Origin of the sequence: Prosthecobacter sp. (assembly GCF_044227185.1) — a bacterium.
In the GTDB taxonomy this organism is placed as follows: Bacteria; Verrucomicrobiota; Verrucomicrobiia; order Verrucomicrobiales; family Verrucomicrobiaceae; genus Prosthecobacter.
Map to the genome: position 1 here is coordinate 692440 of NZ_JBGAFO010000001.1, position 15482 is coordinate 707921.

Here is a 15482-nt window from a genome sequence, read left to right on the forward strand (position 1 = left end):
CGCGCCTCCGCCCTGGCCCGGCATCCATGAAATGACGCTGAGACTATAATAGGTGCTGACCCTGATCGGCGCTCACCCTACCCACACACTCTCTCACGTGCAGCACGGACAAGGCTGCACAAAATGCCCCGGAGAGATCTCCTTCAGCGAGAGGTCCATGCCCACGCTCTGCTCCCACTTCGGGTTCTTCATGCGGTGGCCAAAAGCGCAGCCCGGCGGCGGATTGATCGGGCTCGGCACATCGCCCCGCAGAAGCTGGCGCGGCCGGCGCTGCGCCGGATCGGCGATCGGGATCGCATCCAGCAGCGCCTTCGTGTACGCATGGCGCGGGTTTTGGTAAAGCTCGTTCGCCGGTGCCAGCTCCATGATCTTCCCCAGGTACATCACCGCCACGCGGTCGCTCATGTGCTTCACCACATTCAGCCCATGCGCGATGAACAGGTAGCTCAGCCCCATGTCCCGCTGCAGCTCCAGCAGCAGGTTCAGCACCTGGCTTTGCACGGACACATCCAGCGCGGACACCGGCTCATCACACACAATCAGCTTCGGCTTCAAAGCAATGGCCCGCGCAATGCCAATGCGCTGCCGCTGCCCGCCGCTGAACTCAAACGGAAACCGGTGGATCGCATCCGGTGGCAGGCCCACGCGTTTCAGCAGCTCCACCGCCCACTCCGTGCGCTGCGCATGAGTGCCCATCTTTTGAATGACAAACGGCTCCTCCAAAATCTGCCCGATCGTGTGGCGCGGATTCAGCGACTCCGCCGGATCCTGGAAGATCATCTGCATCTCACGCCGTACAGGCCGCAGCGCGCTCTGCGACTGCGTCGAGAGGTCGCGGCCTTCAAAAAGAATGCTGCCCTCTGTCGGCTTGAGCAGCCGCACCACCGAACGCGCCACCGTGGACTTCCCGCAGCCGCTTTCACCCACCAGGCCCAGCGTTTCGCCCGCCTTCAGGTCAAAGCTCACGCCATCCACCGCCTTGCACACAGCCTTGGTGGTGTAAAACACGCCGCCGCGCACCGGGAAGTACGTCTTGAGATTTTGTACGGAAAGAAGGCTCATGACGCAGATGCAGATGCAGAGGCTGGGGCGGAAAGTTGAGAGGCAAAGCACGCGCAGGCTTCCACGCCGTGGCCGCCGCCGCACTCCTTCCACGGCTGGCGCGTGTCCAAAACGTCGGTGCTGTGCGGGTTCGGGCAGCGGGAGGCAAAGCGGCAGCCCACCGGCATGTCCCGCAGGCTTGGCACCACCCCGGGGATCACCGGCAGTGTCGTCTTCGGCGGGTGATCCAGCTTCGGCAGGCAGCGGATCAGCCCTTGCGTATACGGATGCAGCGGACTGGCAAAAATCGGATGCACCGGCCCCCGCTCCACGATGCGGCCGGCATACATCACCGCCACATCATCACACGTCTCGGCGATGACACCCAGATCATGCGTGATCAAAATCACCGCCATGCCCGTCTCGCCCTGCAGGCGCTTCAGCAGGTCGAGAATCTGCGCCTGCACCGTCACGTCCAGCGCCGTCGTCGGCTCGTCCGCGATCAGCACCTTCGGGTGGCAGGACAGCGCCATCGCAATCATCACGCGCTGCCGCATGCCGCCGCTGAGCTGGTGCGGGTACTCGTTCACGCGCTGCTCCGGCGCCGGAATGCCCACCCACTCCATCAGCTCCACGGCGCGCTTGAAGGCCTTCTCGGGCTTCATCGGCTCGTGCAGTTGAATCGCCTCGATGATCTGCGCGCCCACGCGCTGCACCGGATTCAGCGCCGTCATCGGTTCCTGGAAAATCATCGCGATGTCATTGCCGCGAATCTTGCGCATCGCCTCGATCGGCAGCTTGGTCAGGTCCTGCCCTTCCAGCAGCACCTCGCCGCTTAGAATGCGTCCTGAGGGCTGCGGCAGCAGCCGCATCAGGCTCATGGCCGTCACGCTTTTGCCACAGCCGCTTTCTCCCACCACGCCCAGCGTCTTGCCGGCCTCCAGGACAAAATCCACTCCATCCACGGCCGTCAGCAGCCCGTGGTCCGTCTGGAAGCCCACGCGCAGATTCCGTACTTCGAGCAGGGGTGCTGCCATCACTTGTTTCCTCCTGCTTTGAGATTCTGGTCAAACACCTGGTCGGTTTCAGGGAAGGTCCGGCCGGCGCGCATCGCCGCCTCGGTTTCACGCTTCACATCTTCGTCGATCCAGTGCACATGGTTGGACAGCGCCGTCTCGCTGACCGCCACATTGAAGGTCTTTTCCGGCCACTTCACCCAGCGCCAGTACGCCACACGGTAGTAGTTCTGCTCGTAGGCAGGGATCCACGGCGCTTCATCATAGATGATCTGGTCCGCGCCCCACGAGGCCTTGCGGATTTCCTCGATCGTCGTGGCATGCCGCTCGTCCTCGCAGAACTTGTCCATCCGCGGGTCTGCAAAGCTGCAGAGGTTGTTCGTGTTTGGCCGCGGGGTTTTGCCATCCTCCATGAAGGCGTCCTTCGAATGCCAGCACTGGTAGTGGTCCGGGATGGGCGGCGTCACGCTGAAGGCCACGGACACCATCTGGTGCTTCTTCTGCGTCGCCTTCTGGAAATAAGCCGTGCCCTCCAGCCCTTCCAGCTTGTACTCCACCCCGGCCTTGATCGCTTCTTCTTTGAGGCGCTGCATCACTCTCTGGATGATCTCCACCTTGCGGTGCAGGATGGTCAGCGAGAGGCGCTCCCCCCTGTCATTCATCAGCACCCCGTCATTGCCCAGCCGGGTGTATCCCGCCTTGGCGAAGTGCTCGCGCGCTTTCTGCACATCAAACGGCCGCGCCGTGAGCGGCGGGTCCCCGATCAGCGGGAATCCTTTGCTGAAGCAGTTCAGGCGCTGGAAATCGCCGCGCAGGTCAAAGTCGATCACCTTCTGGTAGTTGGTGGCATAGCTCAGGCCGATGCGCACTTCCTTGTTGTTCAGCGGCGCCGCCGCGCAGTTCAGCCACAGCCCCGCGTGGGAGCCCGGCCAGATGTTGTAAAACTTCGTTTTCTGAATGTAGCCGTTGTGCACCTCGGGGATCTCCAGCCTCTCATACCAGTACTCTGGTATGCCCATCAAGGCCTCCTCCACGTCTATCTCCCCCTGGCGGAAGAGCTCCATCACCTTCTCCTGCAGCCGCACCACGCGGTAGGAGATGCGGTCCACATTGAAGCGGTTGCGCGAGAATTTCTTGTCACGCGCCCACCAGTTTTTCACCCGCGTGAGCGAGATGTCCCGGCCAAAGTGGATGTCCTCCTCGCGAATGACATAAGGCCCCGAAGTGGGCCGGCACCGCCATTGGTAGCGCTCCTCAAAGTCCGGCCCGAACTCGCTGTAGAAGCGGTGGGACATCGGATTCATGTTCACGTAATACGCCGCCAGCGGCTTCGGTTCCGTCAGCGAGATGGACAGCGTCCGCGCATCGTAGCGTGTGATGTTCGCGTAGTTCTCTCCATACCACTGATTGCCGAAGGGGTTCTTCGGGTACTCGCTCAGCTGCATGTAGAACTGGTTGAAGAAATCCTCGGCTTCGATCGGTGTGCCGTCGGAGAAGGTCGCGTCCGGATCAATGCGGAAGTACACCGTGCGGTTGTCCGGCGCCACCGCCCACTCTTTGGCGATGGCGGGTATCACCCGACCGGTTTCGGGATGCAGATTGATCAGCCCCATCTCCACATCATCGTACTGGTAACCGCGGAAGCCGCTGTTGCTGTTCTCCCCCAGGACTCTCAGCGTCGGCGGGAATGCCAGGATGTACTGCCGCATGGCCCCGCCCTTCTTCGCGTTCGCATCGCCGATCTCCGGCTCATCCATCCCGTTCTCCCACTTCAAATCCGCGGGCACGTCCGCCAGTGTGGCAAAGGTGAAGTACTCCGGCTTCTTCAGCCTCTCCCGCACCATGCTGAGCTGCGTCTCCAGCTCGGTTTTCTTGGCGGCGTCGGTTTCTTTGGCAATCTGCCCGGGCAGTTCCTTTTCCTGCCCCTGCAGACTGGCGAGCACCTTCTTGTTGTAAAAACTCCAGAAGGCCTCGCGCTCCTTGGTGCCGTCATACGGCGGAAAGTCTGCGGCTTGCACCCCCGCGCCGCCCAGCAGCAGCGCGGCGGAGAGGGCCAGCAGGGAACTGGGTACAAAAAGCTTCATTGATAGGTGGTGAACTTCTTCGGGTCGAATGCCTCACGCAGCGCCTCGCCCACAAACGTGACGAGCAGGAGAATGAAGACCATGGCGCTGAACATCGAGAGGGAGATCCACAGCGCGGAGAGGTGGCTCGTGCCGTCGTCAAACAGCCAGCCCCATTGCGGATACGTCTCCGGCAGGCCAAAGCCCAGAAACGCCAGCGCCGTGAGGGAGGAGATGATCGCCGCCACGCTGAACGGGATCTTCGTCACAATCGTCGCCAGCATGTTTGGCAGCAGGTAGCGCGTGAGGATGCGCCAGGTGCTCGCGCCTTGCAGCCGCGCCGCGGCGATGTAGTCGCGCTCCTTCTCCTTGTACGCCAGCGCGCGCAGCGAGTAGGTCAGGCTCGTCCATGAGAAGAAGCAGATCACCCCCAGCAGAATCAGGAGGTTCATGTTCGCCACGCCAATGATGCTGATCAGGATCATCACGATGTACAGGAAGGGCAGCTCATCCAGAATCTCGATCAGGCGCTGCATGGCGATGTCGAACACTCCTCCCAGGAAGCCCATCAGCAGACCCACCAGAATCCCCAGCCCGTAGGTGAACAGAATGAACAGCAGGATCGCCTTCAGGTTGAGCTGCCACCCGCCGTAGATCTGCGCCAGCACATCCCAGCCGCGGCTGTCCGTGCCCAGGTAGTGCCCCGCCTTCCACAGCGGCGGGATGGCGGGATACACCGTTTTTTCGTACACCGTCACCGCCGCCTTTTCAAACTCCTCCTGCGGCATCTCCCCCGTCCATCTGTCGCGCTCCTTCACGCCCGCTTTGTAGTAGGCGGAGAACGCCAGCGCTCCATTGCGGGCATAGCCCAGGGACTCGCCATCCGGCAGCCCTTTGCGGAAACGCGTGTCCGTGTGCTTCTGCGTCCGCTGGTCGGCGTAGAACTGTTGCGCACGGCCTGAATAAGGCTCCGCATCGCCAGGTTGGAACCACACCCCGTTGCGCTGCTCCAGCGTGATCGACTGCTGCGAATCCGTGTCCAGCACCGGATCCCAGGGAACCAGCGGCATCAGCACAAAACCGCGTTTCTCCTGGCTCAGCTTCTGCTTCAGTTCGCGGTAGTTCGCCTCCTGCTCGCCAGCGGCGCCAAAGTCTTGCGCCTGATAACGCTTCTTCACGAACGCGGGGAAGTACGTCCGCCCATCGCAGCGCACCATCAGCGCCCGCTTCCCCACCAGCGCCTGGTCCAGCAGCGCCAGGGCCATGAGCCCCATCAGAATGCAGAAGGACCACCAGCCGCGGCCCAGGCCTCGGAACCGGCGGAAGCGCTGCAGCGTCACCGGCGTCCAGCGGATCTCACGCGGCAGAAACAGCAGCCCCAGAACACCGCCCGCCACCAGCACCAGCGTGCTGACCCAGCCGAAGACACGGCCGTTGTCGAAAAACCACGAAACCGTGGGAATTAATAGCCCGCACAGCTCGCCCGCAATGGCTAGAGATCCGGCAACAATGGCGACGATGGAAAGGGTACGGTTCATCACTCAAAACGAATGCGCGGATCCAGCCGCGCGGTGATCATGTCGGAGAGCAGGTTGCCCAGCATCAGCAGCAGCCCGCTGATCGTGACCGTGGCCATGACGATGGGGTAGTCCTTTTCCAGCAGCGCGTTGAATCCCATCAGCCCAAAGCCGTCGATGTCAAAGATGCGCTCAATGAGGAAGCTTCCCGCCACCAGCACGGTCAGCGCCTGGCCCATCGTCGCCGCCACCGGGATGAATGAATTGCGCAGCGCATGGCCCACCACCGCCCGCTTGAACTCCACGCCCTTCGCCACCGCCGTGCGCACGTAGTCGCTCGCCAGCTGGTCCAGCAGGTTGTTCTTCACCAGCATCGTCAGCCCCGCAAAGCTCCCCACCATGTAGCAGCACAGCGGCAGAACCGCGTGATGCAGCAGATCATAGACTTTTCCGAAGAAGCTCAGCTCCGAAAAATTGATGCTCACAAAGCCCTCCAGCGGAAACCACCGCAGCCGCGCCGCAAAGATCACCATCAAAAACACCCCCAGCACAAATTCAGGAATCGCATATCCAAAGAAAATCAGCACCGAAGTCCCCGTGTCCGTCGGCGTCCGGTGCTTGATCGCCTTCAGCACCCCCAGCGGAATGCACACCAGGTACATCAGCACAATGGAAGAGATTCCGTAAAAAAGCGAGATGGGAAACCTCCGCTTCATCATCGTCCACACCGGCTCGCTGTAGCGCGTCGACGAGCCAAAATCTCCCTGCAAGACTCCCGCAAACTTCGGCTGGAAGATCACCGCCACATACGGCTGCGGCTTGTCCAGTTTCTGCCCGGGATTGGCCTTCTCCCACTCCCTCTTCTGCTGCTCCGGCGTGATCACACGCGCCCGCCACGATGACGTGTCCACTTCTTTGCTCGGCACGATCTCCGCCGTGGTTTGATCCGTCCGTTTCACCGTCACCAGACTCGCGGTGCCCGGAATTTTTACCTCTGTCTCCGTCTTGCCCTCCCCGTAGTCAGCCCGCGAGCGGTTCGTCTCCTTCGGCCAGGCGCCCAGCCACGCCGCGTAGGCGATGAAGAAAGGCTTGTCGTGCCCGTACTGCTCCTGCAGTTTCAAAAGCTGTGCCGGCGTCAGCCCGCTCGACTGCTGCCGGGCGCCGCCACCCCGCTGCCCTTCGCTCTTCATGCGCGCCTCCAGCAGCGCCTGCTCCATCGGCCCCCCCGGCGTGAAGCGAATGATGAAAAACACCACCAGCGTCATGCCGATCAGCGTCGGCGGGATGAGTAGCAGGCGGCGAATCAGGTAGGCGGTCATTCAGATCGGGAGGAGAATGGAAATCTCAGACAATACGCTGCCGCGCACAAGGATTTGTGTATGAATTGCGCAGAACCGCCGGATGCGGATTCGCCGAATCACGTTAATCATGTGCAGCCGCATGAAAATGCTCCCCTTACTCTTGTCCGTGTGCCTGCTCTCCTCCTGCGGCATGCCGTTTCCACCGGCGGCGCCGCGAAATCCTGCGGCGGATGTCGTGCTGCCCATGCAGTTGCGGGCGGGGACGCCGCACGTCATGGCCCGCATCAATGGAGAGCCGCCCATCCCCCTCCTTCTGGACACCGGCGCCACGCTGAGCATTTTCGAGCCGGATGTGGCCACCAGCCTCGGCCTCCTGCCCTCCGGCGGCAGGCGCGTGCAGGTCCGCGGCGTGCATGGCACCGCCGGGGCCAGCCAGGCGCTCATGGGCACCATGGATCTCGGCGCCTGGCATGCCACGAACGTCCCCTGCCTCGTGCGTGGCATTTCCAGCTTTCGTCCCGCCGGGCTCGGCAGCGCCATCCTCGGCATGGATCACCTCCGCCGCCATTGCAGCTTTCTCACCATCGACTACCAGCGCAACTGTGTGGAGCTCTGTTTCTCACGGTCGTTCCGTCCCATCAGCGGCAGCGCCACCCGCACGCCCCTGCGCTGGGCCATGGGCATGCCCGTCATCCGCGTCAGCTCCGGTGGCATCTCCTGGGACGCCGTGGTGGACTCAGGCTCCACCTGGGGCATCGTGGTGGATCAAAGCACCGCCGCGCGCCTCGGGCATGCGCGTGATGGCGTCGGCATGGCCGGCGTCATTCTCAGCGGAGTCGGCGGCAGTGTGACCGCGGAGAAGGCGGGTGCGCGCATGATCCAGGTGCCGGCCGCCACGCTCTGCGGAGAGACCCATCCAGACTCCACCCTCTACGTCATGCCCGGCCCCAGGCGCGTCGGCTCCCAGTTCTGGCGCGGCACCCGGCTCACGGTGGACTTTCGCGGCAATTCGCTCTGGCTGGAACGTTGACCAAAACTCTTGTCCGCCGCGGTGGTTGACAGTCGCAACGCTCCCATGGATGGCTTCTGCTGCATGAATCGTCTGCTCTTTCCCTTCGTCTTGAAAATGGTGCCGGCGGTCATCGCGCTGGCCGGGTTCACAGGCTGTGCCGACCCCTTCGCCGTGAAGCGGGAGCCCGTGCCGGACCATGTGCAGAAGCAGCTTCACGCCCAGGCTGTTTCCCCTTCGGAAATCAAGCTCTCGGAAAAAGGCGCCTCAGCCCTGCGCACGCGCAGCATGCCGCCGCCGGAGGGCATCGTCCAGCTCCCCATGTACTACGAGCGCGGCATCCCCTGCCTCAAAGTCAGCATCAACGGCCACAAGCCCCAGAAGTACATGCTCGACACCGGCGCCGCCATGAGTGTGTTTGACGCCGAGCAGGCGGTCGAGTTCGGCATGCGCACCGTCCCGCAGGCCCGCCCCACCATGGCGGGCGTGCTGGAAAAAGTGCCGGGCATGGGCGCCATCATCCCCACCCTCCAGATCGGCGGCTGGCGCGTGGACAATCTGCCTTGCATCATCCGCATGCAGCGCACCACCCTCGGCGCCGGCATTTTGAAGGAGCGCCTCGGCATCTCCCTGCTCGGCGTCAATCTCCTGTCCAAGCATTGCAAGTATGCCACGCTCGATTTCTTGAAGGAGCAGTACGAATTTGGTTTCACCCGCAGCTTTCCCGGGCCCGTGCGCAGGCACTCGCACAAAGCCAGCCTGAGCATGAAGCATGGCGTCCCCACCACCCTGCTCAAATATGGCAAGCTCTCCTGGGAGGCCGTGGTCGATTCCGGCTCCGTTTTCGGCGTTCAACTCGACCGCCGCGTCGCCGAGATCCTCGGCTATCGCAATGGCGGCTGGGATGTGGGCGGTAACTACCTCATCACCGGCGTCGGCGGCGCCCAGACACCCAAGGAGGCAAACGTGCGCGTGCTGGAGTTCAAAGCCCTCGGCCTTTTCGGCTCTTATTATCCCTTTGCCCAGGTCGATGTCATGCCCGGCCCCTCCCGCCTCGGCACCTACCTGCTGGAAGACTACCGCGTCACCCTCGATTTTGAGCACAATCTGCTCTGGGTCGAATGGGGTCGTTGAAAACGGCAACCGGGCGTCAGCAAAAACAATCTATAACGCGGATTTTTTGAGACAGATTCGCAATAGACAAGACCCGCATACAAAAGTTCAAAAAAATTACAGATGACGGTTGCAAAGCTGCTGACGCTTTTCATTCTGGCTTACCTTGTGAAATTTTTCACAAGCTCATCTTGCCGACACTTTCTATGGGTAACTTTTTTCCGCGTTGGACCAACTGGCTGCCGCTCAAGCTCGCCATTGCCGTCGTGTTCATTGCCTTCGGCGTGAGTGTCGGCGTCGCCTACTACTTCACACCGAAATACACTCGCGTGGGTTATGAACCGACGCAGCCGCTGCCGTTCTCTCACAAGATCCATGCCGGTCAGCTCGGCCTGGACTGCCGCTACTGCCACAGCTTCGCGGAGACCTCCAGCCACTCGAACGTCCCCACCAACCAGACCTGCTTCAACTGCCACGGCCCGGGCAAAGGCAACATCCGCAGCAATTCCCCCAAGCTGGAGATGGTCGTCAAAGCGAACGAAACCGGCAAGTCCATCCCCTGGGTCAAGGTCCACAAGGCGCCTGACTACGTGTACTTCAACCACAGCGCTCATCTCAACCGCGGCATCTCCTGCGTGAACTGCCACGGCAAGATCAATGAAATGGAAGTCGTCCGCCACGATCAGCCCCAGTCCATGGGCTGGTGCCTCGACTGCCACCGCAATCCCGAGAAAAACCTCCGCCCCCTGGAGCAGATCACCAATCTCAACTACAAGGCCAGCGACCTGAAGCGCGCTGACTTCTACAAGACCCTCCTGGACGACAAGAAGATCCCGGCTGCGGACATCGCCACCGCCATCGGCGGCGAAGGCGCCAAGGCGGACGGCCTCGACCAGATCATCGCTCTCGCCGAGAAGACCTACGGCAAAGACGTGACCCAGACTGAAGTGGGCACCCAGATCGAGAAGCACTGGCAGATTCAGCCGCCGGAATCCTGCACCGCCTGCCACCGCTAACCCCGCGCCCCTTTTCCTGACACATGAAACGCATTTGGAAGCATCCTGAGGAGCCGCAGAACGCCAAGCGCTATTGGCGCAGTGTTGCCGAACTGGACCGCCGCGAAGATTTCTTGAAAAATCTGGGCCAGGAATTTCCCGCAGGGGACACCCTGAACGAAGAAGAGCGTGAGAACAGCCGCCGTGACTTTTTGAAGATCATGGGCGCCAGCGTCAGCATGATGGGTCTGGCAAGCTGCCGCCGTCCCGTCGTCAACATCCTCCCCTACACCCAGCATGTGGAATGGATGATCCCGGGCAAGTCCCTCCTCTACGCCACCTCCATGCCCCAGGGCGGCGGCTCCGTCCCCCTCGTCGTCACCACCCACGAAGGCCGCCCCACCCATCTCGCCCCGAATCCCCTCCACCCCGTCGGTGGCACCATCGGCTCTTTCGCGCAGGCTTCCATTCTCGATCTCTACGACCCTGAGCGCTCCCAGAAGCCCCTCGGCGCTGGCAAGGAACTCTCCTGGGCCAAGGCCAACGACCTCTTCGCCAAAGCCGTCGCCGAAGCGAAAAAATCCTCCGGTGCCAGCCTCGGCATCGTCATGGGCAGCTCCTCCTCCCCGACCTATCAGCGCCTCCTCGGCGAAGTGAAGGCCGCCTACCCCCAGGTCAAGCTCTTCCAGTACGAAGCCCTCGGTGGCGAAGGCCAGGCCGCAGCCTCCAAGGCCGTCCTCGGCGCCGGTGTGAAGCCCTTCCTCAAGCTCGGCTCCGCCATGCGCATCCTCTCCCTGGACTGCGACTTCCTCGGCGTCGAAACCGTCCCCGGTGAACCGATCTCCGCCTTCACCAAGAAGCGCAGCTCCGACAAGGCCGTCCCCGAAGGCGAAATGAACCGCCTCTACGTCCTGGAGAACCGCTACACCCTCACCGGCGGCATGGCCGATCACCGCAAGCCTCTCGCTGCCAGCCTGATCCCCGTCGCCGCAGCCCTGATCGCCGCCGAACTCGGAGACACCTCCGCCAAGGCCCTCGCGGACACCGCCCCTGATGACCTCAAGAAGTGGATCGCCCCCGCCGTCCATGATCTGATCGACAACAAAGGCAAGGCCGTCGTCCTCGCCGGTTCCCGCTACGGCGCGGAAGTCCACGCCCTGGTCGCCTCCATCAACAACGCCCTCGGCGCCTACGGTTCCACCATCGATCTCCTCCAGGCTCCCGCCTCCCCCGAGCTCGGCACCTTTGCCGACCTCCAGGCCGCCCTCTCCAGCGGTCAGATCAAGACCCTCGTCTCCCTCACCCCCGCCAGCCTCTACTACGACGCCCCGGACGCCGCCGCTTTCGCCGCCCTGGTGAAGGAAAAAGGCGTGAATCTCATTCACGTCGGCATGCAGAGAAACGTCACGGCGCTCCAGGCCGCCCTGCACATCCCGGCCGCTCATTACCTGGAAACCTGGGGAGACGTGCGCGCCGCGGACGGCACCTACTCCATCGTCCAGCCGATGATCGCCCCCCTCTATGACGGCGTCAGCCGCGTGGAAATCCTCCTCGCCCTCCTCGGCCGCAAGAAGCTCGGCCCCGCCGTCGCTGCCGCTCCCGCCGCCGGTGCACCCGCTGCAGCAGCCCCCGCCGAAGACGCCGCCTACACCGCCGTGCGCGACACCTTCGCCACCGTGGCAGGCAGCCTCGACGAAACGAAATGGAATTTCACCCTGCGTGACGGCTTCCTCAAAGGTTCCGCTTACGCCAAGGCCACCGCCGCTCCCAATGTCGGTGCCGTCGCCGGGCTTGTCTCCAAAGCCGCTCCCGCCGCCGCCCCCACAGACGCCGCGCTCGAAGTCGTCCTCGCCGCCGACTCCAGCGTCTATGACGGCCGCTACATCAACAACGCCTGGCTCCAGGAAGCTCCCGATCCGGTGACGAAGCTCACCTGGGAAAACGCCGCCTGGATCGGCTCCGTCACCTTCCGTCGCCTCGGCCTCAAAGACGGCCAGCACGTCAAAATCACCGTCGGCGACACCGTCGTCGAAATCCCCGCCATCGAGGCCCCGGGACACGTCTCCAATTCCATCACCCTGCCCCTCGGCTACGGCCAGTCAGACGTCGGCACGGTCGGCGGCGGCCGCGGCGTGAATGCCTACGTCCTGCGCAAGCAGCCCGGCTCCTTCGTCCTCACCGGCGCCAAGGTCGAGGCCCTCTCCACCGTCGCTGAGCTCGCCATCACGCAGGATCAGAACACCATGGAAGGCCGCGCGCTCTACCGCGAAGGCACCCTCGACACCTTCAACAAGGATGTGTCCTTTGCCCAGAAGACCGGCATGGACAGCCACATCCCGGAAAACATCTCCTTCTACAAAGGCCAGGTCGGCGTGAAGTCCGAAGACAACAAGGACGGCTTCGACTACGAGACCCAGCACCAGTGGGGCATGACCATCGACCTCAGCAAGTGCCTCGGCTGCACCGCCTGCGTCATCGCCTGCCAGAGCGAAAACAACATCCCCGTCGTCGGCAAAGACCAGGTCCGCAAAGGCCGTCTCATGCAGTGGATCCGCATGGACCGCTACTTCGCCGTCGCCAAGTGGGGCAAGAACGAAGTCGAGCAGGAAAGCACCTGGGCGGAAGACAACGCCACCCCCGAGCAGCTCGAAAACGCCGAAATGGTGCAGCAGCCCGTCGCCTGCCAGCAGTGCGAGGCCGCCCCTTGCGAAACCGTCTGCCCTGTGAACGCCACCGTTCACACCCCGGACGGTCTCAACGCCATGGCCTACAACCGCTGCATCGGCACCCGTTACTGCGCCAACAACTGCCCTTACACCGCCCGCCGCTTCAACTGGTTCGACTACAACAAGCGCAACCCGCTCATCGACACCAAGGTCCTCGGCATGAAAGTCGGCAACCTCTACGCCGGCCCGCTCGGCGAGAAGCGCGAGGACGAAAGCCTTCGCCTCCAGCGCAACCCAAACGTCACCGTCCGCATGCGTGGCGTCATCGAGAAGTGTACCTACTGCGTGCAGCGCCTCGAAGCCGCCAAGATCCTGCAGAAGCAGGTCCAGCGCGACTCCAAGAACTTCCGCGTGCCCACCGACACCGTCAAAACCGCCTGCCAGCAGTCCTGCTCGGCCGAGGCCATCATCTTCGGCGACCTGGCAGACAAAAACTCCGCGGTGGTCAAATCCAAGGCCTCCCCGCGCGACTACCAGTTGCTCAAATACATCGGCACACGCCCGCGCACCAGCTACCTCGCCCGTCTGCGCAATCCGAACAAGAACATGCCCGGCGCCGAAAACATCGCCGTGTGGAGCAACAATCAATACTAACCCGGACACATGGACGCCTCCGCCACTGCCTCTAACACCCCGCGCATCCTCGACCGCGAGCCGCTGGTGTTGAACCACCGTTCCTATTCCTGGATCACCAACCGCATCTGCGGCATCGTGGAAAACAAGCAGCCCGCCCTCTGGTGGATCCTGTTCATCCCCTCCGTGCTGCTCACCGGCCTCATGGTGTTCTGCTTCACCTACCTCATCTCCACCGGCGTCGGTGTCTGGGGCCAGAAGCAGCCCGTCGCCTGGGCCTGGGACATCACCAACTTCGTGTTCTGGATCGGTATCGGCCACGCCGGCACCCTCATCTCCGCCATCTTGTTCCTCACCCGCCAGAAGTGGCGTACGTCTGTGAACCGCGCCGCTGAGGCCATGACCATCTTCGCCGTGATGTGCGCCGGTCTCTTCCCCGCCTTCCACGTCGGTCGTGTCTGGATGGTGTGGTTCCTCGCCCCGATCCCCAATGCCAACGCCATCTGGCAAAACTTCAAGTCCCCCCTGCTCTGGGACGTGTTCGCGGTCTCCACCTACTTCTCCGTCTCCCTCGTGTTCTGGTTCCTGGGCCTCGTCCCTGACCTTGCCACCCTGCGCGACCGCTGCCGCCCCGGCCTGAAAAAATTCCTCTACGGCCTCTTCGCCCTCGGCTGGCGCGGTGGCAACCGCCACTGGAGCCACTACGAGACGGCCTACATGCTCCTGGCCGCCCTCTCCACGCCGCTCGTGCTTTCCGTGCACTCCGTCGTGTCCTTCGACTTCGCCACCTCCGTCGTTCCCGGCTGGCACACCACCATCTTCCCGCCCTACTTCGTGGCCGGCGCCATCTTCGGCGGCTTCGCCATGGTGCTCACCCTCATGCTTCCCGTGCGCCGCATCTACGGCCTGGATGACCTCATCACGCCAAAGCACGTGGACAACATGGCCAAGATCATCCTGCTCACCGGCACCATCGTCGGTTACGCCTACTGCATGGAGCTCTTCGTGGCCTACTACTCCGCCAATCCCTATGAAGCCGCCGCCTTCACCCTGCGCGGCCTCACCGGTCCCTCCACCTGGGCCTACTACTGGATGTTCGGCTGCAACGTCTTTGCCCCGCAGCTCTTCTGGAGCCGCTGGTGCCGCCACAATGTGTGGATCGTCATGATCGTCTGCATGTTCGTGAACGCCGGCATGTGGTTCGAGCGCTACGTCATCATCGCCACCACCCTGGAGCGCCACATGACGCCCGGCTCCTGGCGCGTGTATGAAGCCACCTGGGTCGATAAGTACACCTTCCTCGGCACCTTCGGCTTCTTCATGATGCTCTTCCTCCTTTTCCTGCGCTTCCTCCCGGTCATCGCCATCGGTGAAGTCAAAGGCGTCCTGCCGCAGTCCAACCCGCATGCTGACGACCACGCCGAGAAGGGCATCCAGGAGGAGGACCTCATGGACTACCCGGACCGCCACGTCGCCAAACCCGTCGCCGCCTAACTTTTTAACCGCACCCTGACTGTGAGCACCACCCTCAAACGAGTCCACGGCTACCTCGCTGAATTTGACAGCGTGAAGGATCTCTATCATGCCGCCGAGCATGTGCGCGATGCCGGTTATCAGCGCTGGGACGTCCACTCCCCCTTCCCCATCCACGGGATGGATGAGGCCATGGGCAATCCCCGCTCCAAGCTCCCCATGCTCGTCTTCTGCGGCGGCATCACCGGCACCTTCGTGGCCTTCACCCTGGAGACCATCACCCAGACCAATTTCTGGAGCAGCATCGGCCTCGGCTTCCTGCAGAAGATCGTCGAAACCTACCCCACCGTCGTGCAGGGCAAGCCCACCGACATCTGGACTCTCCCGGCCTTCTTCCCCGTGATGTTTGAGCTGACCATTCTCTTCAGCGCCTTCACCACCCTCTTCGGCCTGCTCGCCCTCATCGGCCTGCCCCGCTGGAACCACCCCCTCTTTGTTTCCAAAAACTTCAGCAAGTTCTCCGATGACGGCTTCTTCGTCTGCATCGAGGCCCGCGACCCCAAATTCTCCCAGGAAGGCACCAAGGCCCTCCTCGAAAAAGCCGGCGGCAAGAACATCGAACTCGTGGAGGACGAAATCTAAGCCTCGCTTACCC

General features: G+C 62.7%; 11 protein-coding genes. 6 read left to right on the forward strand and 5 right to left on the reverse strand.

Annotation, left to right across the window (positions count from 1 at the left end):
* Positions 1 to 93: 93 nt before the first annotated feature.
* From ACILSQ_RS02955 to ACILSQ_RS02975, 5 genes are read right to left on the reverse strand one after another with little or no spacing between them, the layout of a single operon-like run.
* The gene (locus tag ACILSQ_RS02955) at positions 94 to 1062 is read right to left on the reverse strand and encodes an ABC transporter ATP-binding protein (protein ID WP_395742088.1); all 969 of its coding nucleotides are present in this window, start codon (positions 1060 to 1062) and stop codon (positions 94 to 96) included.
* Positions 1059 to 2078, reverse strand: coding sequence for an ABC transporter ATP-binding protein (locus ACILSQ_RS02960; protein ID WP_395742089.1), 1020 nt, complete (start codon positions 2076 to 2078; stop codon positions 1059 to 1061). The genes ACILSQ_RS02955 and ACILSQ_RS02960 overlap by 4 nt, the downstream gene beginning before the upstream one ends.
* A complete protein-coding gene (locus ACILSQ_RS02965; protein WP_395742090.1) occupies positions 2078 to 4141 on the reverse strand; it encodes an ABC transporter substrate-binding protein in 2064 nt (687 codons plus the stop codon). The genes ACILSQ_RS02960 and ACILSQ_RS02965 overlap by 1 nt, the downstream gene beginning before the upstream one ends.
* Complete coding sequence (locus tag ACILSQ_RS02970) at positions 4138 to 5658, reverse strand: ABC transporter permease subunit (RefSeq protein ID WP_395742091.1); 1521 nt, start codon at positions 5656 to 5658, stop codon at positions 4138 to 4140. The genes ACILSQ_RS02965 and ACILSQ_RS02970 overlap by 4 nt, the downstream gene beginning before the upstream one ends.
* Positions 5658 to 6956, reverse strand: a complete 1299-nt coding sequence (locus ACILSQ_RS02975) for an ABC transporter permease subunit (RefSeq protein ID WP_395742092.1) — start codon at positions 6954 to 6956, stop codon at positions 5658 to 5660. The genes ACILSQ_RS02970 and ACILSQ_RS02975 overlap by 1 nt, the downstream gene beginning before the upstream one ends.
* A 121-nt stretch (positions 6957 to 7077) precedes the next feature.
* On the opposite strand from ACILSQ_RS02975, the gene ACILSQ_RS02980 reads away from it, so the two are divergent.
* The 6 genes from ACILSQ_RS02980 to ACILSQ_RS03005 all read left to right on the forward strand — a co-directional run bounded on the left by ACILSQ_RS02980 (position 7078) and on the right by ACILSQ_RS03005 (position 15469).
* Positions 7078 to 7968 carry an aspartyl protease family protein gene (locus ACILSQ_RS02980; protein WP_395742093.1) on the forward strand — a complete coding sequence of 297 codons (891 nt, stop codon included), beginning with the start codon at positions 7078 to 7080 and terminating at the stop codon, positions 7966 to 7968.
* Between the two features lie 63 nt (positions 7969 to 8031).
* Positions 8032 to 9081, forward strand: a complete 1050-nt coding sequence (locus tag ACILSQ_RS02985; protein ID WP_395742094.1) for a retropepsin-like aspartic protease — start codon at positions 8032 to 8034, stop codon at positions 9079 to 9081.
* A gap of 185 nt (positions 9082 to 9266) precedes the next feature.
* Complete coding sequence (locus ACILSQ_RS02990; RefSeq protein ID WP_395742095.1) at positions 9267 to 10076, forward strand: cytochrome c3 family protein; 810 nt, start codon at positions 9267 to 9269, stop codon at positions 10074 to 10076.
* 23 nt (positions 10077 to 10099) lie between these two features.
* Positions 10100 to 13375, forward strand: a complete 3276-nt coding sequence (locus ACILSQ_RS02995) for a TAT-variant-translocated molybdopterin oxidoreductase (RefSeq protein WP_395742096.1) — start codon at positions 10100 to 10102, stop codon at positions 13373 to 13375.
* Between the two features lie 9 nt (positions 13376 to 13384).
* Positions 13385 to 14848, forward strand: coding sequence for an NrfD/PsrC family molybdoenzyme membrane anchor subunit (gene nrfD / locus ACILSQ_RS03000; RefSeq protein WP_395742097.1), 1464 nt, complete (start codon positions 13385 to 13387; stop codon positions 14846 to 14848).
* 21 nt (positions 14849 to 14869) lie between these two features.
* Entirely contained in the window at positions 14870 to 15469 is a 600-nt protein-coding gene (locus tag ACILSQ_RS03005) for a DUF3341 domain-containing protein (RefSeq protein ID WP_395742098.1), read from the forward strand.
* Positions 15470 to 15482 lie beyond the last annotated feature (13 nt).

Excerpts from the sequence above, each read along its gene's own strand:
- nrfD (WP_395742097.1), top strand. The coding sequence starts at position 13,385 with ATGGACGCCTCCGCCACTGCCTCTAACACCCCGCGCATCCTCGACCGC.
- ACILSQ_RS02975 (WP_395742092.1), bottom strand. The coding sequence starts at position 6,956 with ATGACCGCCTACCTGATTCGCCGCCTGCTACTCATCCCGCCGACGCTG.
- ACILSQ_RS02955 (WP_395742088.1), bottom strand. The coding sequence starts at position 1,062 with ATGAGCCTTCTTTCCGTACAAAATCTCAAGACGTACTTCCCGGTGCGC.
- ACILSQ_RS02960 (WP_395742089.1), bottom strand. The coding sequence starts at position 2,078 with ATGGCAGCACCCCTGCTCGAAGTACGGAATCTGCGCGTGGGCTTCCAG.
- ACILSQ_RS02995 (WP_395742096.1), top strand. The coding sequence starts at position 10,100 with ATGAAACGCATTTGGAAGCATCCTGAGGAGCCGCAGAACGCCAAGCGC.
- ACILSQ_RS02990 (WP_395742095.1), top strand. The coding sequence starts at position 9,267 with ATGGGTAACTTTTTTCCGCGTTGGACCAACTGGCTGCCGCTCAAGCTC.
- ACILSQ_RS02985 (WP_395742094.1), top strand. The coding sequence starts at position 8,032 with ATGAATCGTCTGCTCTTTCCCTTCGTCTTGAAAATGGTGCCGGCGGTC.
- ACILSQ_RS02965 (WP_395742090.1), bottom strand. The coding sequence starts at position 4,141 with ATGAAGCTTTTTGTACCCAGTTCCCTGCTGGCCCTCTCCGCCGCGCTG.
- ACILSQ_RS02980 (WP_395742093.1), top strand. The coding sequence starts at position 7,078 with ATGAAAATGCTCCCCTTACTCTTGTCCGTGTGCCTGCTCTCCTCCTGC.
- ACILSQ_RS02970 (WP_395742091.1), bottom strand. The coding sequence starts at position 5,658 with ATGAACCGTACCCTTTCCATCGTCGCCATTGTTGCCGGATCTCTAGCC.